The sequence below is a fragment of the Enterobacter cloacae complex sp. HYC080_NIDB genome (genome assembly GCF_056673325.1).
The window spans coordinates 3,629,138-3,646,664 of sequence record NZ_CP114212.1 but is presented as its reverse complement, the minus strand read 5'-3'; the positions used below and the strand labels follow the sequence as shown (position 1 = coordinate 3,646,664).

Sequence of the window (17,527 nt, the reverse complement as noted above, 5' to 3'; positions counted from 1 at the left end):
GTGTAACGTTATTTGTGAGTAACAGCCCGGACGATGCGATCGCCAGAGAACTGGATTAAGTAAACCAGCACAACCAGCAATACCAGAACGGTATTCATTACGGTAGCGTTATAACCAATATAGCCGTACTGGTAGCCAATCTGGCCTAAACCGCCGGCACCTACGGCACCGCCCATAGCGGAATACCCCACCAGAGTAATAAGCGTAATCGTCGCCGCGTTCACCAGGCCTGGCAGTGCTTCAGGCAGTAGTACCTTGCGGACGATCTGCATAGGTGTTGCGCCCATCGCACGAGAGGCCTCGATCAATCCCGTTGGGATCTCCAGCAGGGCGTTTTCCACCATACGGGCGATAAACGGCGCAGCGCCTACCGTCAACGGAACAATGGCCGCCTGCAGACCGATTGACGTACCAACGATCACGCGGGTAAATGGAATCATCCACACCAGCAGAATAATGAACGGAATGGAACGGAAGATGTTTACCAGCGCAGAGAGCGTACGGTAGAGCTTCGCGTTCTCAATGATTTGACCCGGACGCGTGACATACAGCAGTACGCCGACCGGCAGGCCAATCACAAAACCAAAGAAACCCGATACGAAGGTCATTGCCAGCGTTTCCCAAACGCCGCGAACCATCAGCCACATCATCGGCTCAGACATAACCCAGTACCTCTACTTTTACGTGGTGTTCTTGCAGCCAGGCGATTGCCGCCTGGGTTTCTTCTTGTGTGCCGTGCATTTCCGTCAGCATGATGCCGAACTTCACGCCACCGGCGTAATCCATCTGGGCGCTGATAATGTTGTTGTTCACGTTAAAGCGACGCGCGGTTTCGGAAAGCAGAGGGGCATCAACGGACTGACCGGTGAACTCCATGCGCAGCATTGGGACACTGTCTGCCGCGGGTTCAGTTTTCAAACGCTCCAGATAATCTTCCGGAATATCCAGGTGCAGCGTCGACTGAATGAACTGCTGCGCCAGTGGGGTCTTCGGATGGGAGAACACTTCGCTGACGGTATCCTGCTCAATCAGTTCACCGTTGCTAATGACCGCCACGCAGTCGCAGATGCGTTTCACCACATCCATCTCGTGCGTAATAAGGAGGATCGTCAGGCCGAGGCGACGGTTAATGTCTTTCAGCAGTTCCAGAATAGAACGCGTGGTAGCCGGATCCAGTGCGCTGGTCGCTTCATCACACAGCAATACCTTAGGATTGCTAGCCAGTGCGCGGGCAATCGCCACACGCTGCTTTTGACCACCAGACAGATTTGCCGGGTAGCTGTCATGTTTGTCACCCAGACCCACGAGGTCGAGCAGTTCGGTAACGCGACGCTTCACTTCTTCTTTCGGTGTGTTGTCCAGCTCCAGCGGCAAGGCGACGTTGCCGAAAACGGTGCGGGAAGCCAGCAGGTTGAAGTGCTGGAAGATCATGCCAATCTGACGACGCGCTTTGGTGAGTTCTTTCTCTGAAAGAGCGGTAAGTTCCTGGCCGCCAACTTCTACGTTACCCTGGGTTGGGCGCTCAAGCAGGTTAACACAACGGATCAGCGTGCTTTTACCTGCACCCGATGCGCCAATGACGCCATAAATTTGACCAGCAGGAACATGCAGGCTGACATTGTTCAGCGCCTGAATAGTTCGGTTCCCCTGCTGGAACACTTTGGTGATATTGGAAAGTTTAATCATTAGATTATTTTTATCGTATGTAAGTTAGCCGTGGCATTTTGTTCTGCCAGATACGGGTGATGACCGTAAACAAAACGGATGTTAAGGCATCCAGACGTCTAAATCAATCCAACTCTGTACGATGAGCACTTTATTGCGCTGCGTTTCATGAGATACTAGCTCAACAGGCCTTTTTCAGGAGCAAACCGGTGGCAAAATCAGTACCCGCAATTTTTCTCGATCGTGATGGCACTATTAATGTGGATCACGGTTATGTCCATGAGATTGATGAGTTCGAATTTATCGAAGGCGTTATAGAGGCAATGCGCCAGCTGAAAGAGATGGGCTACGCGCTGGTGGTCGTAACGAACCAGTCTGGTATTGCGCGCGGTAAATTCACCGAAGCGCAATTCGAGACGCTGACAGAATGGATGGACTGGTCGCTGGCGGATCGCGGGGTCGATCTTGATGGCATTTATTATTGCCCACACCACCCTCAGGGAACCGTAGAAGCGTATCGCCAGACCTGTGATTGCCGTAAACCGCATCCGGGAATGTTTGTCTCCGCGCAAGAGTTTCTGCACATCGATATGGCCGCTTCTTATATGGTGGGCGATAAACTGGAAGATATGCAGGCAGCTGCAGCTGCAGGTGTGGGGACCAAAATATTAGTGCGCACGGGTAAGCCTGTTACGCCAGAAGCTGAAAATGCCGCGGATTGGGTGATTAATAGCCTGGCCGAACTGCCAAAAGAGATAAAAAAGCACCAAAAATAGCCGTTCTGGTGAAAAGGTGAGCGGTCGAAATAAAAATGCATATTTCCACTTGTCATTCCTCGGCAGCTCCCTATAATGCGCCTCCATCGACACGGCAGATGTGAATCACTTCACAGACAACCCGGTCGGTTGAAGAGAAAAAATCCTGAAATAACGGGTTGACTCTGAAAGAGGAAAGCGTAATATACGCCACCTCGCAACGGTGAGCTGAAAGCCGCGTTGCATTGCTCTTTAACAATTTATCAGACAATCTGTGTGGGCACTCAAAGTGACATGGATTCTTAACGTCGCAAGACGAAAAATGAATACCAAGTCTCTGAGTGAACATACGTAATTCATTACGAAGTTTAATTCACGAGCATCAAACTTAAATTGAAGAGTTTGATCATGGCTCAGATTGAACGCTGGCGGCAGGCCTAACACATGCAAGTCGAACGGTAGCACAGAGAGCTTGCTCTCGGGTGACGAGTGGCGGACGGGTGAGTAATGTCTGGGAAACTGCCTGATGGAGGGGGATAACTACTGGAAACGGTAGCTAATACCGCGTAACGTCGCAAGACCAAAGAGGGGGACCTTCGGGCCTCTTGCCATCAGATGTGCCCAGATGGGATTAGCTAGTAGGTGGGGTAACGGCTCACCTAGGCGACGATCCCTAGCTGGTCTGAGAGGATGACCAGCCACACTGGAACTGAGACACGGTCCAGACTCCTACGGGAGGCAGCAGTGGGGAATATTGCACAATGGGCGCAAGCCTGATGCAGCCATGCCGCGTGTATGAAGAAGGCCTTCGGGTTGTAAAGTACTTTCAGCGGGGAGGAAGGTGTTGTGGTTAATAACCACAGCAATTGACGTTACCCGCAGAAGAAGCACCGGCTAACTCCGTGCCAGCAGCCGCGGTAATACGGAGGGTGCAAGCGTTAATCGGAATTACTGGGCGTAAAGCGCACGCAGGCGGTCTGTCAAGTCGGATGTGAAATCCCCGGGCTCAACCTGGGAACTGCATTCGAAACTGGCAGGCTAGAGTCTTGTAGAGGGGGGTAGAATTCCAGGTGTAGCGGTGAAATGCGTAGAGATCTGGAGGAATACCGGTGGCGAAGGCGGCCCCCTGGACAAAGACTGACGCTCAGGTGCGAAAGCGTGGGGAGCAAACAGGATTAGATACCCTGGTAGTCCACGCCGTAAACGATGTCGACTTGGAGGTTGTGCCCTTGAGGCGTGGCTTCCGGAGCTAACGCGTTAAGTCGACCGCCTGGGGAGTACGGCCGCAAGGTTAAAACTCAAATGAATTGACGGGGGCCCGCACAAGCGGTGGAGCATGTGGTTTAATTCGATGCAACGCGAAGAACCTTACCTACTCTTGACATCCAGAGAACTTTCCAGAGATGGATTGGTGCCTTCGGGAACTCTGAGACAGGTGCTGCATGGCTGTCGTCAGCTCGTGTTGTGAAATGTTGGGTTAAGTCCCGCAACGAGCGCAACCCTTATCCTTTGTTGCCAGCGGTCCGGCCGGGAACTCAAAGGAGACTGCCAGTGATAAACTGGAGGAAGGTGGGGATGACGTCAAGTCATCATGGCCCTTACGAGTAGGGCTACACACGTGCTACAATGGCGCATACAAAGAGAAGCGACCTCGCGAGAGCAAGCGGACCTCATAAAGTGCGTCGTAGTCCGGATTGGAGTCTGCAACTCGACTCCATGAAGTCGGAATCGCTAGTAATCGTAGATCAGAATGCTACGGTGAATACGTTCCCGGGCCTTGTACACACCGCCCGTCACACCATGGGAGTGGGTTGCAAAAGAAGTAGGTAGCTTAACCTTCGGGAGGGCGCTTACCACTTTGTGATTCATGACTGGGGTGAAGTCGTAACAAGGTAACCGTAGGGGAACCTGCGGTTGGATCACCTCCTTACCTTAAAGAACCTGCCTTTGCAGTGCTCACACAGATTGTCTGATGAAAAAACAGCAGTAAAAATCTCTGCAGGCTTGTAGCTCAGGTGGTTAGAGCGCACCCCTGATAAGGGTGAGGTCGGTGGTTCAAGTCCACTCAGGCCTACCAAATTTTTGCTGATGCTGCGTTGCGGCGACACTCACATACTTAAGTATGCTTCGTGTCACCACGCGTTGCCTCAACAAAAATTACCGGTACAGAGGTTGGCAAAACGATGGGGCTATAGCTCAGCTGGGAGAGCGCCTGCTTTGCACGCAGGAGGTCTGCGGTTCGATCCCGCATAGCTCCACCATCTTTTACTGCGAACACAAGAAAACTTCAGAGTGAACCTGAAAAGGTGCACTGCGAAGTTTTGCTCTTTAAAAATCTGGATCAAGCTGAAAATTGAAACGACACACATATTATGTGTGTTCGAGTCTCTCAAATTTTCGCAAACCGATGATGAATCGAAAGAAACATCTTCGGGTTGTGAGGTTAAGCGACTAAGCGTACACGGTGGATGCCCTGGCAGTCAGAGGCGATGAAGGACGTGCTAATCTGCGAAAAGCGCCGGCGAGGTGATATGAACCTTTGACCCGGCGATGTCCGAATGGGGAAACCCAGTGTGATTCGTCACACTATCGTTAACTGAATACATAGGTTAACGAGGCGAACCGGGGGAACTGAAACATCTAAGTACCCCGAGGAAAAGAAATCAACCGAGATTCCCCCAGTAGCGGCGAGCGAACGGGGAGCAGCCCGGAGTCTGAATCAGCTTGTGTGTTAGTGGAACGGTCTGGAAAGTCCGACGGTACAGGGTGATAGTCCCGTACACGAAAATGCACAGGTTGTGAACTCGAAGAGTAGGGCGGGACACGTGGTATCCTGTCTGAATATGGGGGGACCATCCTCCAAGGCTAAATACTCCTGACTGACCGATAGTGAACCAGTACCGTGAGGGAAAGGCGAAAAGAACCCCGGCGAGGGGAGTGAAAAAGAACCTGAAACCGTGTACGTACAAGCAGTGGGAGCCTACTTGTTAGGTGACTGCGTACCTTTTGTATAATGGGTCAGCGACTTATATTCTGTAGCAAGGTTAACCGAATAGGGGAGCCGAAGGGAAACCGAGTCTTAACTGGGCGTTAAGTTGCAGGGTATAGACCCGAAACCCGGTGATCTAGCCATGGGCAGGTTGAAGGTTGGGTAACACTAACTGGAGGACCGAACCGACTAATGTTGAAAAATTAGCGGATGACCTGTGGCTGGGGGTGAAAGGCCAATCAAACCGGGAGATAGCTGGTTCTCCCCGAAAGCTATTTAGGTAGCGCCTCGTGAACTCATCTTCGGGGGTAGAGCACTGTTTCGGCTAGGGGGCCATCCCGGCTTACCAACCCGATGCAAACTACGAATACCGAAGAATGTTATCACGGGAGACACACGGCGGGTGCTAACGTCCGTCGTGAAGAGGGAAACAACCCAGACCGCCAGCTAAGGTCCCAAAGTCATGGTTAAGTGGGAAACGATGTGGGAAGGCACAGACAGCCAGGATGTTGGCTTAGAAGCAGCCATCATTTAAAGAAAGCGTAATAGCTCACTGGTCGAGTCGGCCTGCGCGGAAGATGTAACGGGGCTAAACCATGCACCGAAGCTGCGGCAGCGACACTATGTGTTGTTGGGTAGGGGAGCGTTCTGTAAGCCGTTGAAGGTGGCCTGTGAGGGTTGCTGGAGGTATCAGAAGTGCGAATGCTGACATAAGTAACGATAAAGCGGGTGAAAAGCCCGCTCGCCGGAAGACCAAGGGTTCCTGTCCAACGTTAATCGGGGCAGGGTGAGTCGACCCCTAAGGCGAGGCCGAAAGGCGTAGTCGATGGGAAACAGGTTAATATTCCTGTACTTGGTGTTACTGCGAAGGGGGGACGGAGAAGGCTATGTTAGCCGGGCGACGGTTGTCCCGGTTTAAGCATGTAGGCGGAGGTTCCAGGTAAATCCGGTACCTTTTTAACGCTGAGGTGTGATGACGAGGCACTACGGTGCTGAAGTAACAAATGCCCTGCTTCCAGGAAAAGCCTCTAAGCATCAGGTAACACGAAATCGTACCCCAAACCGACACAGGTGGTCAGGTAGAGAATACCAAGGCGCTTGAGAGAACTCGGGTGAAGGAACTAGGCAAAATGGTGCCGTAACTTCGGGAGAAGGCACGCTGATATGTAGGTGAAGCCCCTGCGGGTGGAGCTGAAATCAGTCGAAGATACCAGCTGGCTGCAACTGTTTATTAAAAACACAGCACTGTGCAAACACGAAAGTGGACGTATACGGTGTGACGCCTGCCCGGTGCCGGAAGGTTAATTGATGGGGTTAGCGGCAACGCGAAGCTCTTGATCGAAGCCCCGGTAAACGGCGGCCGTAACTATAACGGTCCTAAGGTAGCGAAATTCCTTGTCGGGTAAGTTCCGACCTGCACGAATGGCGTAATGATGGCCAGGCTGTCTCCACCCGAGACTCAGTGAAATTGAACTCGCTGTGAAGATGCAGTGTACCCGCGGCAAGACGGAAAGACCCCGTGAACCTTTACTATAGCTTGACACTGAACACTGGTCCTTGATGTGTAGGATAGGTGGGAGGCTTTGAAGCGTGGACGCCAGTCTGCGTGGAGCCGACCTTGAAATACCACCCTTTAATGGCTGGTGTTCTAACGTAGACCCGTAATCCGGGTTGCGGACAGTGTCTGGTGGGTAGTTTGACTGGGGCGGTCTCCTCCCAAAGAGTAACGGAGGAGCACGAAGGTTAGCTAATCCTGGTCGGACATCAGGAGGTTAGTGCAATGGCATAAGCTAGCTTGACTGCGAGAGTGACGGCTCGAGCAGGTGCGAAAGCAGGTCATAGTGATCCGGTGGTTCTGAATGGAAGGGCCATCGCTCAACGGATAAAAGGTACTCCGGGGATAACAGGCTGATACCGCCCAAGAGTTCATATCGACGGCGGTGTTTGGCACCTCGATGTCGGCTCATCACATCCTGGGGCTGAAGTAGGTCCCAAGGGTATGGCTGTTCGCCATTTAAAGTGGTACGCGAGCTGGGTTTAGAACGTCGTGAGACAGTTCGGTCCCTATCTGCCGTGGGCGCTGGAGAATTGAGGGGGGCTGCTCCTAGTACGAGAGGACCGGAGTGGACGCATCACTGGTGTTCGGGTTGTCATGCCAATGGCACTGCCCGGTAGCTAAATGCGGAAGAGATAAGTGCTGAAAGCATCTAAGCACGAAACTTGCCCCGAGATGAGTTCTCCCTGAGACTATAAGTCTCCTGAAGGAACGTTGAAGACGACGACGTTGATAGGTCGGGTGTGTAAGCGCAGCGATGCGTTGAGCTAACCGATACTAATGAACCGTGAGGCTTAACCTTACAACGCCGAAGGTGTTTTGGCGGTGAGAGACGATTTTCAGCCTGATACAGATAACAGAATTTGCCTGGCGGCTTTAGCGCGGTGGTCCCACCTGACCCCATGCCGAACTCAGAAGTGAAACGCCGTAGCGCCGATGGTAGTGTGGGGTCTCCCCATGTGAGAGTAGGGAACTGCCAGGCATCAAATTAAGTAGTAAGCCGGTGCATAAATCCGGTGGTTACAAGCAGTCTTCGGTGGAGCGGTAGTTCAGTCGGTTAGAATACCTGCCTGTCACGCAGGGGGTCGCGGGTTCGAGTCCCGTCCGTTCCGCCACTTATTGAAAGCCCTGAGTTAACGCTCAGGGCTTTTTTCTTATCTGCTGTTTAATTATTGCGAAATGAGCAAAAATCCTCTGCGTTTTACGATCTTTTTCAATATAACGACGCCAGCGATAATCCTCCTCAGTTTACGAACATAATGATTGAGGAATACTATGACTCTCCCTGCATTTGGTCTGGGCACTTTCCGCCTTAAAGACGACGTTGTTATCGCATCTGTTAAAACGGCACTCGAGTTAGGCTATCGCGCAATTGATACGGCACAGATCTATGAAAATGAAGCTGCCGTTGGACAGGCCATTGAAGAGAGTGGTGTACCGCGTAACGAGATATTTATCACCACCAAAATCTGGATTGAAAACCTCAGCAAAGACAAACTGCTCCCGAGCCTGAAAGAGAGTCTGAAAAAGCTGCGTACTGACTACGTGGACCTGACGCTGATCCACTGGCCATCACCAAACGATGCCGTTTCTGTAGAAGAGTTCATGCAGGCGCTGATGGAAGCGAAAAAGCAGGGATTAACGCGTGAAATCGGTATTTCAAACTTCACCATTCCGCTGATGGAAAAAGCCATTGCCGCAGTAGGTGCAGAAAATATCGCGACCAACCAGATTGAACTTTCACCTTATCTGCAAAACCATAAAGTCGTGGACTGGGCAACGCAGCACGGTATCCACATTACGTCATACATGACGCTGGCTTATGGTAAGGCACTGAAAGATGAGGCGATTATACGTATTGCAGAAAAACATAACGCGACTCCGGCACAGGTCATTCTGGCATGGGCAATGGGCGAAGGTTATGCCGTGATCCCATCGTCAACCAAACGTGTAAACCTGGCCAGCAACCTGTCAGCGGTCGACCTTCATCTGGATGATGACGATAAAAAAGCGATCGCAGCACTGGAGTGCAACGATCGCCTGGTCAGCCCGGAAGGTTTAGCGCCTGACTGGGATTAAATTTCACTAACCCTCTGTCGCCTTAACCCTCATACAGCTCCTCCGGGAGCTGTCTTTATATGTTCACTCAGGAAGTCAATAAAAGCACGAATCCGCGTACTCACCGCTCTGTCACTGTAATACACTGCGCTAAAAGGCATCTCGACCGGCAAACGTTTATCCGCCATCAGTTCCACCAGTTCACCTCGTTCAATCTCCTTATCTATCATATAGTCAGACAGGCACGCGATGCCGTTCCCTTCAAGACACAGTTGCTTTAGCGTTTCTCCACTGTTTGACGATAACCCACTGGTAATTTCATGAAGCTGACCATCACGACAGGCGACAGGCCAGGTGTTCAGTGATACCGGTTCCGTAAAGCCCAGACAAAGATGCTGCTTCAACTCTTCAACGGTCTCCGGTTTACCGTGCTCAGCAATGTACTGCGGCGACGCGATAATTTTGCGGTAGCTGGCAAACAGCGGGCGGGCGCGCAAGCTTGAATCGGTCAGTGTACCGGCCCGGATAGCCACATCCACTTTACGCTCGATGAGGTTGATAAACGTCTCTGATGAGACCAAAGAAAGCGTCATCTGCGGATAGCGTTCACGAAAAGGTTTGATCAGCGGCATCAGAAAGTGCAGTACTACCGGCGTGGCCGCATCAATGCGCAGCAATCCCCGCGGCGTGCTGCGGCTTTCCATAATTTCTGTCTCTGCTGCAGCCATCTCCTGCAGCACCGACTGCACGCGGCGGAAATAACGCTCTCCTTCTTCCGTCAGGCTCAGTTGCCGCGTCGTCCGGTTGAGCAGGCTCACCCCAAGCTTCATCTCCAGCTTTTTCACTGAGCGGCTGATGGCCGAGTTAGCCTGTCCCAGCTGTTCGGCTGCCCGGCTAAAGCTACCGCTTTCAACAACGGCGACAAAGATTGTCAGCTCTTCTGACGTTGCTTTCATTGTTGCACCACCTGCAAAATTCTATTGATATTTTGACCATTTTTGTTATTTAAGCACTGGCGCATACTGGCTGTCATCTTAATCCTGATGATACGGAGTATTTTATGCCACTGGCGCTACTTGCCCTGACGATCAGTGCCTTTGCAATTGGCACGACCGAATTTGTTATCGTGGGACTGGTTCCCACCATTGCTAACCAGCTTGCGATCTCGCTGCCTTCCGCCGGATTGCTGGTGTCAATCTACGCCCTGGGCGTCGCCGTCGGTGCGCCTGTGCTGACGGCTCTGACCGGACGTTTTCCACGTAAGCAGCTGTTAGTTGCGTTGATGGTGTTGTTCACCGCCGGTAACATTCTGGCCTGGCAGGCACCGGACTACACCACCCTGGTGATTGCCCGTCTGTTGACCGGCCTTGCACACGGCGTGTTCTTCTCAATTGGTTCCACCATTGCAACCAGCCTGGTCCCCAAAGAGAAAGCAGCCTCAGCTATTGCGATCATGTTTGGTGGACTGACCGTCGCACTCGTTACGGGTGTGCCGCTAGGCACGTTTATCGGACAGCACTTCGGCTGGCGTGAGACGTTTCTGGCCGTCTCCTTATTGGGGGTTATTGCCCTTGTTGCTAGCCTGCTGCTGGTACCGTCGACTATTCCAGGCCGGGCCAGCGCCAGCCTGAGCGATCAGCTAAAGGTGCTTACCCATCCGCGTTTGCTGATCATCTACGCGGTCACGGCTCTGGGCTATGGAGGCGTATTTACCGCCTTCACCTTCCTGGCACCGATGATGCAGGACCTGGCAGGCTTCTCCCCGAGTGCCGTGAGCTGGATTTTGCTGGGATACGGTATTTCCGTGGCGATTGGCAATATCTGGGGCGGCAAGCTTGCAGATAAACATGGTGCGGTTCCGGCGCTGAAATTTATCTTCGCCGCCCTGGTGGTTCTGCTGTTGATATTCCAGTTCACGGCGTCCATGCAATATGCCGCACTGATCACGGTACTGGTAATGGGTGTCTTCGCTTTTGGCAACGTGCCCGGGCTTCAGGTTTATGTTGTTCAGAAAGCGGAGCTCTATACGCCAAACGCCGTGGATGTGGCATCCGGACTGAACATTGCCGCGTTCAATATTGGGATCGCGCTGGGCTCCATTATTGGCGGACAAACCGTCGAACACTTTGGATTAACCCAGACTCCCTGGATTGGTGCGGTGATCGTCCTTGTCGCTTTCCTGCTGATAGGGCTGAGTGGCCGCCTCGATAAACCTACTCGCGTAGCACTGGGATAACATCAGTAAGTGCTTGCTTACAAAACTGGAAAGCGGTTTCTCAGAAATTGCGTTGAAAGTGTGACCTAAAGTCCCTATAACATTAGAACCAGTCCGTTTTCGGGCTGGTTCATGTTACAGAGGCCGTTTCCAAAAGTGCGAAAAAATACCTATGCCATGCGTTATGTTGCCGGAATGCCCGCGGAGAGGATCTTGCCTCCGGGGTCGTTTGCGAGCATAAGCCAGGCATTACCCGCAGGGACACCGTTAAGCAGCGATGACAAAATTCGGGTACTGGTCTGGAATATCTTTAAGCAGCAGCGTGCGGAGTGGTTATCGGTACTCAAGAATTTTGGTAAAGATGCTCATCTGGTTCTGCTTCAGGAGGCGCAAACCACACCTGAACTGGTTCGGTTTGCCACAACGAACTATCTTGCTGCCGACCAGGTGCCGGCGTTTGTCCTGCCGCAACATCCTTCAGGCGTGATGACCCTCTCTTCAGCACACCCGGTTTACTGCTGCCCGCTGCGTGAGCGCGAGCCTATACTGCGTCTGGCGAAATCGGCGCTGGTGACCGTCTATCCGCTGCCGGATACCCGGATGCTGATGGTGGTGAACATCCACGCGGTAAATTTCAGCCTGGGCGTGGATGTGTACAGTAAGCAGTTACTTCCCATTGGCGATCAAATTGCCCACCACAGCGGGCCTATCATTATGGCCGGTGATTTCAATGCCTGGAGTCGTCCGCGCATGAATGCGCTGTATCGCTTTGCGCGTGAAATGTCTCTGCGTGAAGTCCGTTTTAGTGACGATCAGCGTAAAAAAGCCTTTGGTCGACCTCTCGATTTTGTCTTCTATCGTGGTCTGAGCGTGCATGATGCCTCTGTTCTGGTCACGCGCGCCTCCGATCACAACCCTCTACTAGTCGAATTCAGTCCCGGCAAACCTGATAAATAATGGTGTGTCAGGTCTGCCGTGGGGCAGGCCTGCGCGGGTGCTGCCCTTTTATTTTTAACCAACAAAGGACAGTACGATGACAGCAACACACTCCCATCATGACAACGTAGAAAAACAGTTTGGCTCCCAGGCAAATGCCTATCTGACCAGCGCCGTGCATGCTTCAGGTCGTGACCTGCTGCGTCTCGGCGAACGTCTGGCAGCATTCCCGCAGGCGCACGTGCTGGATTTAGGCTGTGGGGCAGGGCATGCCAGCTTTACGGCTGCGCAGCAGGTGGCGAAGGTCACCGCGTATGACTTATCCAGTCAGATGCTGGATGTTGTTGCTGAGGCGGCGAAGGCGAAAGGGTTGAGCAACGTGGATACGCGCCAGGGGTACGCCGAGTCCTTACCGTTTGATGATGCCTCGTTTGAGGTGGTGATTAGCCGTTATTCCGCGCACCACTGGCATGATGTCGGCCAGGCGTTACGTGAAGTCAAACGTGTCCTGAAGCCGGGCGGGATCTTCATTATTATGGATGTGATGTCTCCCGGGCATCCGGTGCGCGATATCTGGCTGCAGACAGTAGAAGCGCTGCGTGATACTTCCCACGTACAAAACTACTCCAGCGGAGAGTGGTTATCGCTTATCACTGAAGCGGGGTTGATTACCCGAACGTTAACAACAGACCGTTTGCCGCTGGAATACCCTTCGTGGATTGCCCGTATGCGTACCCCGGAAGCATTAAGTCAGGCGATTCGCCTCTATCAGGAGAGTGCCTCTGCTGAGGTAAAAGCGTACTTTGAATTGCGGGAGGATGGATCGTTTACCAGCGATACCATCATGGCTGAAGCGCAAAAAGTGGGATAAACAAAAAAGGCACCGAGGGGAATCGGTGCCTTTTTATCTTTCGATCGTGTAATCAGGAGTCTGGCGTGGCGCTGTTCTTCACAAACAACGTCAACTGGTCGCCTGGTTTCAGATTGTCAGTATCATTGTTCCAGCGCATTACATCTTTGATGTTCACGCCATGTCGTTTTGCGATACTGGACAGTGAATCGCCTTTGCGTACGCGATAAGTGATGCTATCGCTGTTGCTGGCGAGACGCTGTGCGCTGCTACCTGCGCCTACCGTCAGAGTTTGACCCACTTTCAGACCTGAGCTGCGCAGATTATTCCACTGCTGCAGATCTTTCGCCGTCACGCCAAGACGTGATGCAATGCCAGAAAGCGTATCACCTGAACGCACCTTATAGCTGCGGCTGTTAACGGATGAAGCATCGGCGATCAGCGTTGACTGAACGGCGGCAATCTCACCCGATGCTAAAGACTCACGCAATTGCTCAGCATGTTTCTGCGGAACCATCACATACTGCGGGCCGCTAGCCCCCAGCGTTGAGCCTTTAACGCCTGCATTAAAGGTTTTAAGTTTACTTACCGACATACCCGTCATATCAGCAACCTGTTGAATATCCACAGGGTTGCTGAGGCGAACGCGCGCCAGTGCACGACTTTCGTCTGGTGTTGGCAGTTGTACACCGTAACGCTTGCTGTTCTTGAGAATATCGCTCAAGGCCAGCATCTTCGGTACGTAAATCTTCGTTTCCTGTGGCAGTGAGAGCGACCAAAAATCGGTGGATTTACCCCGTGCTTTATTCGCTTTCATTGCCTTCAGTACACGACCCTCGCCACTATTATACGCTGCGACCGTTAACAGCCAGTCGCCGTCAAACATCTTATTCAGACGTTGCATCATGTCGAGAGCGGCTGTCGTTGAAGCGACAACATCCCGACGCGCATCATAGTTGCGGGTCTGTTTCAGACCATAGTTTCGCCCGGTGCTCGGAATGATCTGCCAAATGCCTGCGGCATTGGCGCCAGACGTCGCGTGTGGGTCAAAAGCGCTCTCCACTATGGGTAGGAGTACCAGCTCCATAGGCATGTTACGTTTCTTAACTTGCCCGGCTATCCAGTACATATACGGCTCTGCCCGTAACGTTACATCGTGGAGATAGCTCTTATTTCTTAAATACTTCTGCTTCTGTTCGCGAATCCGGCTGTTTTCCGGAATTCCCATCTTTAGCTCGTCGCCAATAGAGGTCCACAAGTCTTGCTCCTGCGCGAAAGATGTCCCATCGTCCATCCAGCGCGCCGAACTTGTAAACTTCCCTGCTTCCCCTTGACCAGCTGCAGAAAGGCTCTGTGCGTGCTGTTGTACGTTGCTGCCGTTCTGCGACTGGCAACCTACAAGCAGGACAGAGGCGAGTAATATCGCTTTTGCCTTCATGTGTGTGTCAATAGTTGCTTAAAAGACGAGCGATGATAACGGCGAAATTTTGAAAAGGCAACCCGCATTTATCTGAAGTTATCTTTCTTTGACCTTAACCATGCAAATCGCTGTTCTGGTTGTTGCAAATTTGTTTCTTGGTTAATTTTATTAATTAAATCAATATCATCTGTTCGCAGAAATAAATTAATTCGGCGCTCATTTTTCAGAATTGCGGGTAGTGTATTTTGGTTTTTTGCACGTAACTCCTTCACTTTGTGATAATAATCCTGAATCGCCCGATCCTCGGGTAAGAGGCTCACCGCAAACTTCATATTTCCTAATGTATACTCATGGGCACAACAAATAAGTGTGTCATCGGGTAAAGCACTAATCTTTTGTAAAGACTGATACATCTGTTCTGGTGTGCCTTCAAAAAGTCTTCCGCAACCGCCTGAGAAGAGGGTGTCGCCACAAAAAAGATAAGGTTTACTGTAGAAACACAGATGTCCCAAAGTGTGACCTGGCGTAGCAAATACGGAAAACTCCCACTCACGGATGTGGATATTTTCGCCCTCCTGGACTACTTGCGTCGTTCCCTTATCTTGTGTCTCAGCTGGTCCGTAAACCACAAGATGCGGAAAATGAGCGCGCAGTTCCGGCACGCCGCCAGTGTGATCGTTATGATGGTGCGTCAACAGGATGGCTTCTGGCTGCCAGCCGTTCTCCTTTATTGCATCAAGCACAGGGGCGGATTCGCCGGGATCGACAATAACGCATCGACGATCGTTATCGACCAAAACCCAGATGTAATTGTCCTGAAAAGCAGGAATACTGATAAGATTCATACATTACCTCTTATAGCGTGGCGGGTGTTTTGATGAAACCGGCAAGGATACCTCAGACTGTCGCAGCACCGGAACGTTGGGCGGAATTGCCCTGGGGTGAATACTATCGCGAGGCGCTTGAGCAACAGCTGAAGCCCTGGCTCGCGAAAATGTATGGCTTTCACCTGCTTAAGATTGGCAATCTCAGCGCAGAAATCAATACCGAAAGCTGCGCCATCTCACATCAGGTCAATGTCTCTCTCGGCGGATCGCCGGTTCAGGTGAAGGCTGACCCATTGCATCTGCCGTTTGCGGAAAAATCCGTAGATGCTTGTCTTCTTGCCCACGCGCTGCCCTGGTGCAGCGATCCTCATCGTATGCTGCGTGAAGCCGATCGCGTGCTGATTGATGACGGCTGGCTGATACTCAGCGGTTTTAATCCGCTGAGTCTGATGGGGTTACGTAAGCTGGTGCCTGTATTGCGCCGAACGCCACCCTATAACAGCCGGATGTTCACCATGATGCGCCAGCTCGACTGGCTGTCACTGCTCAACTTTGAAGTGCTCAACTATGGCGGTTTTCAGGTACTGCCGTGGGCACGTCAGGGGGGAGTTTTATTGAGTACGCATTTGCCCGCATTAGGCTGCATGCAGTTTATCGTCGCGCGTAAGCGAACCATCCCTCTGACGCTTAACCCCATGAAGCAGAGCAAATCGAAAACGCCCATCCGCCAGACCGTTGGCGCAACGCGGCAGTACAGAAAACCCTGATCAGGATTCAGGCTGGTAGCCAGTATCCTCATGGGCCGGATTTGAGGCCGCCGCGCGCGCCAGTTCATCGCAGCGTTCGTTTTCCGGGTGGCCGGCGTGGCCTTTAACCCACTCCCACTTAATCTCGTGCTGGCCCAGTGCCGCATCAAGGCGCTTCCAGAGATCGACGTTCTTCACGGGCTTCTTGTCTGCAGTTTTCCAGCCGCGTTTTTTCCAGTTGTGGATCCACTGGGTGATACCCTGTCGCACGTACTGGCTATCCGTACTCAACACCACGTCGCAGTGTTCTTTTAAGGCTTCCAGCGCCACAATGGCCGCCATCAACTCCATACGGTTGTTGGTGGTCAGGAAATACCCTTCGCTAAAAGTTTTCTCATGCTGACGATAGCGCATAATCGCGCCGTAGCCGCCGGGGCCTGGGTTCCCGAGACAAGATCCATCGGTGAAAATTTCTACCTGTTTACGCATCTCTGGTAGACTTCCTGTATTGAAACGTTCAGTTAAACGATAAGTCTGACATAAATGACCGCTATGAGCACTGCAATTACTCGCCAGATTGTCCTCGATACCGAAACCACCGGTATGAACCAGATCGGCGCGCACTACGAAGGGCACAAGATCATTGAGATCGGTGCCGTTGAAGTGGTGAACCGTCGTCTTACGGGGAACAACTTCCACGTCTACCTCAAACCCGATCGGCTGGTGGATCCAGAAGCGTTTGGCGTTCACGGTATTGCCGATGAGTTCTTGCTGGATAAACCGACCTTCGCTGAGGTGGCAGACGAGTTTCTCGACTACATCAAAGGCGCTGAGTTAATCATCCATAACGCGTCGTTCGATATCGGCTTTATGGACTATGAGTTTAGTAAGCTCCATCGCGATATTCCGAAAACCAATACCTTCTGCAAAGTGACCGATAGCCTGGCGCTGGCGAGGAAGATGTTTCCCGGCAAGCGTAACAGCCTCGATGCACTCTGTTCACGTTATGAAATAGACAACACCAAGCGAACGCTGCACGGGGCACTTCTCGATGCCCAGATTCTGGCTGATGTCTATCTGGCGATGACCGGCGGTCAGACGTCGATGAAATTCAGCATGGAAAATGAGTCGCAGCAGACGCAGGGCGAAGCGGGCATCCAGCGCGTTGTCCGTCAGGCAAGCCGCTTACGGGTTATTTTAGCCAGTGATGAAGAGTTACTTAACCATGAATCCCGTCTCGATCTGGTACAGAAGAAGGGTGGCAGCTGTATGTGGCGCGCCTGAAAAAACGCCATAATGTCTGTAAAATCATCGGTTGGGCGATTTTTGCAGCAAACGATTCAAAACGTGAGAAAAAGCGTTGACGAGATCGGAGGCACACCGTAATATGCGCCTCGTTCCCCAAACGGGAACAGTGGAGCGGTAGTTCAGTCGGTTAGAATACCTGCCTGTCACGCAGGGGGTCGCGGGTTCGAGTCCCGTCCGTTCCGCCACTATTCAGAAGGCCTGAA

Annotated in this window: 12 protein-coding genes, 4 tRNA genes, 3 rRNA genes and 1 pseudogene; 14 read left to right on the top strand and 6 right to left on the bottom strand. The window is 52.2% G+C overall.

From position 1 onward, the window contains the following. Positions 1–8 precede the first annotated feature (8 nt). Both O1723_RS17420 and metN read right to left on the bottom strand, forming a co-directional pair. Positions 9–662, bottom strand: a complete 654-nt coding sequence (locus O1723_RS17420) for a methionine ABC transporter permease MetI (protein ID WP_479983844.1) — start codon at positions 660–662, stop codon at positions 9–11. Next, positions 655–1,686, bottom strand: coding sequence for a methionine ABC transporter ATP-binding protein MetN (gene metN, locus O1723_RS17415; RefSeq protein WP_023332146.1), 1,032 nt, complete (start codon positions 1,684–1,686; stop codon positions 655–657). Before metN ends, O1723_RS17420 begins: the two co-directional genes overlap by 8 nt. A 188-nt stretch (positions 1,687–1,874) precedes the next feature. On the opposite strand from metN, the gene gmhB reads away from it, so the two are divergent. The 8 genes from gmhB (at position 1,875) to dkgB (ending at position 9,043) form a co-directional block, all read left to right on the top strand. Then, a complete protein-coding gene (gene gmhB / locus O1723_RS17410) occupies positions 1,875–2,441 on the top strand; it encodes a D-glycero-beta-D-manno-heptose 1,7-bisphosphate 7-phosphatase (protein ID WP_248191260.1) in 567 nt (188 codons plus the stop codon). A 369-nt stretch (positions 2,442–2,810) separates the two neighbouring features. Beyond that, positions 2,811–4,350, top strand: a 16S ribosomal RNA gene (locus O1723_RS17405). Positions 4,351–4,420: 70 nt separating this feature from the next. Continuing rightward, positions 4,421–4,497, top strand: a tRNA-Ile gene (locus O1723_RS17400). Between the two features lie 108 nt (positions 4,498–4,605). After that, positions 4,606–4,681, top strand: a tRNA-Ala gene (locus O1723_RS17395). A gap of 180 nt (positions 4,682–4,861) precedes the next feature. Next, positions 4,862–7,766, top strand: a 23S ribosomal RNA gene (locus O1723_RS17390). Positions 7,767–7,830: 64 nt separating this feature from the next. Next, positions 7,831–7,946, top strand: a 5S ribosomal RNA gene (gene rrf / locus O1723_RS17385). The 16S, 23S and 5S rRNA genes sit together here with 3 tRNA genes alongside, the layout of an rRNA operon. A 56-nt stretch (positions 7,947–8,002) precedes the next feature. Next, positions 8,003–8,079: transfer RNA gene (locus O1723_RS17380), tRNA-Asp, on the top strand. Positions 8,080–8,239: 160 nt separating this feature from the next. Then, positions 8,240–9,043 carry a 2,5-didehydrogluconate reductase DkgB gene (gene dkgB / locus O1723_RS17375; protein ID WP_023336782.1) on the top strand — a complete coding sequence of 268 codons (804 nt, stop codon included), beginning with the start codon at positions 8,240–8,242 and terminating at the stop codon, positions 9,041–9,043. A 29-nt stretch (positions 9,044–9,072) separates the two neighbouring features. Here the strand turns inward: dkgB and yafC are convergent, their stop codons facing one another. Beyond that, positions 9,073–9,978, bottom strand: a complete 906-nt coding sequence (gene yafC / locus O1723_RS17370; protein WP_023336783.1) for a DNA-binding transcriptional regulator YafC — start codon at positions 9,976–9,978, stop codon at positions 9,073–9,075. A 104-nt stretch (positions 9,979–10,082) separates the two neighbouring features. On the opposite strand from yafC, the gene O1723_RS17365 reads away from it, so the two are divergent. The 3 genes from O1723_RS17365 (at position 10,083) to O1723_RS17355 (ending at position 13,044) form a co-directional block, all read left to right on the top strand. Further along, the gene (locus tag O1723_RS17365) at positions 10,083–11,258 is read left to right on the top strand and encodes an MFS transporter (protein ID WP_023332149.1); all 1,176 of its coding nucleotides are present in this window, start codon (positions 10,083–10,085) and stop codon (positions 11,256–11,258) included. A 135-nt stretch (positions 11,259–11,393) separates the two neighbouring features. Continuing rightward, positions 11,394–12,194, top strand: coding sequence for an endonuclease/exonuclease/phosphatase family protein (locus O1723_RS17360; protein WP_014882655.1), 801 nt, complete (start codon positions 11,394–11,396; stop codon positions 12,192–12,194). A 76-nt stretch (positions 12,195–12,270) separates the two neighbouring features. Then, positions 12,271–13,044 carry a class I SAM-dependent methyltransferase gene (locus tag O1723_RS17355; protein ID WP_023336784.1) on the top strand — a complete coding sequence of 258 codons (774 nt, stop codon included), beginning with the start codon at positions 12,271–12,273 and terminating at the stop codon, positions 13,042–13,044. A gap of 52 nt (positions 13,045–13,096) precedes the next feature. On the opposite strand, the gene mltD is transcribed toward O1723_RS17355, so the two are convergent. Beyond that, positions 13,097–14,461, bottom strand: coding sequence for a murein transglycosylase D (gene mltD / locus O1723_RS17350; RefSeq protein ID WP_023336785.1), 1,365 nt, complete (start codon positions 14,459–14,461; stop codon positions 13,097–13,099). 68 nt (positions 14,462–14,529) lie between these two features. Continuing rightward, complete coding sequence (gene gloB / locus O1723_RS17345) at positions 14,530–15,288, bottom strand: hydroxyacylglutathione hydrolase (protein WP_014882658.1); 759 nt, start codon at positions 15,286–15,288, stop codon at positions 14,530–14,532. A 32-nt stretch (positions 15,289–15,320) separates the two neighbouring features. Here gloB and O1723_RS17340 point away from each other — a divergent pair, with 32 nt between their 5' ends. Then, positions 15,321–16,037: a class I SAM-dependent methyltransferase gene (locus O1723_RS17340; protein ID WP_014882659.1), complete on the top strand. Its 717-nt coding sequence runs from the start codon at positions 15,321–15,323 to the stop codon at positions 16,035–16,037. On the opposite strand, the pseudogene rnhA reads toward O1723_RS17340, so the two are convergent. Next, positions 16,038–16,615 (bottom strand): annotated as a pseudogene (gene rnhA, locus O1723_RS17335) (ribonuclease HI). On the opposite strand from rnhA, the gene dnaQ reads away from it, so the two are divergent. Continuing rightward, positions 16,569–17,300, top strand: a complete 732-nt coding sequence (dnaQ, locus tag O1723_RS17330; RefSeq protein WP_014882661.1) for a DNA polymerase III subunit epsilon — start codon at positions 16,569–16,571, stop codon at positions 17,298–17,300. The pseudogene rnhA and the gene dnaQ overlap by 47 nt on opposite strands. Positions 17,301–17,432: 132 nt before the next feature. Further along, a tRNA-Asp gene (locus O1723_RS17325) sits at positions 17,433–17,509 on the top strand. Positions 17,510–17,527: the final 18 nt, after the last annotated feature.

What these genes read in the sequence shown, in the direction of transcription:
- O1723_RS17420 (WP_479983844.1), bottom strand. Translation starts at nt 662, where the DNA reads ATGTCTGAGCCGATGATGTGGCTGATGGTTCGCGGCGTTTGGGAAACG.
- metN (WP_023332146.1), bottom strand. Translation starts at nt 1,686, where the DNA reads ATGATTAAACTTTCCAATATCACCAAAGTGTTCCAGCAGGGGAACCGA.
- dkgB (WP_023336782.1), top strand. Translation starts at nt 8,240, where the DNA reads ATGACTCTCCCTGCATTTGGTCTGGGCACTTTCCGCCTTAAAGACGAC.
- yafC (WP_023336783.1), bottom strand. Translation starts at nt 9,978, where the DNA reads ATGAAAGCAACGTCAGAAGAGCTGACAATCTTTGTCGCCGTTGTTGAA.
- O1723_RS17365 (WP_023332149.1), top strand. Translation starts at nt 10,083, where the DNA reads ATGCCACTGGCGCTACTTGCCCTGACGATCAGTGCCTTTGCAATTGGC.
- O1723_RS17355 (WP_023336784.1), top strand. Translation starts at nt 12,271, where the DNA reads ATGACAGCAACACACTCCCATCATGACAACGTAGAAAAACAGTTTGGC.
- mltD (WP_023336785.1), bottom strand. Translation starts at nt 14,461, where the DNA reads ATGAAGGCAAAAGCGATATTACTCGCCTCTGTCCTGCTTGTAGGTTGC.
- gloB (WP_014882658.1), bottom strand. Translation starts at nt 15,288, where the DNA reads ATGAATCTTATCAGTATTCCTGCTTTTCAGGACAATTACATCTGGGTT.
- O1723_RS17340 (WP_014882659.1), top strand. Translation starts at nt 15,321, where the DNA reads ATGAAACCGGCAAGGATACCTCAGACTGTCGCAGCACCGGAACGTTGG.
- dnaQ (WP_014882661.1), top strand. Translation starts at nt 16,569, where the DNA reads ATGAGCACTGCAATTACTCGCCAGATTGTCCTCGATACCGAAACCACC.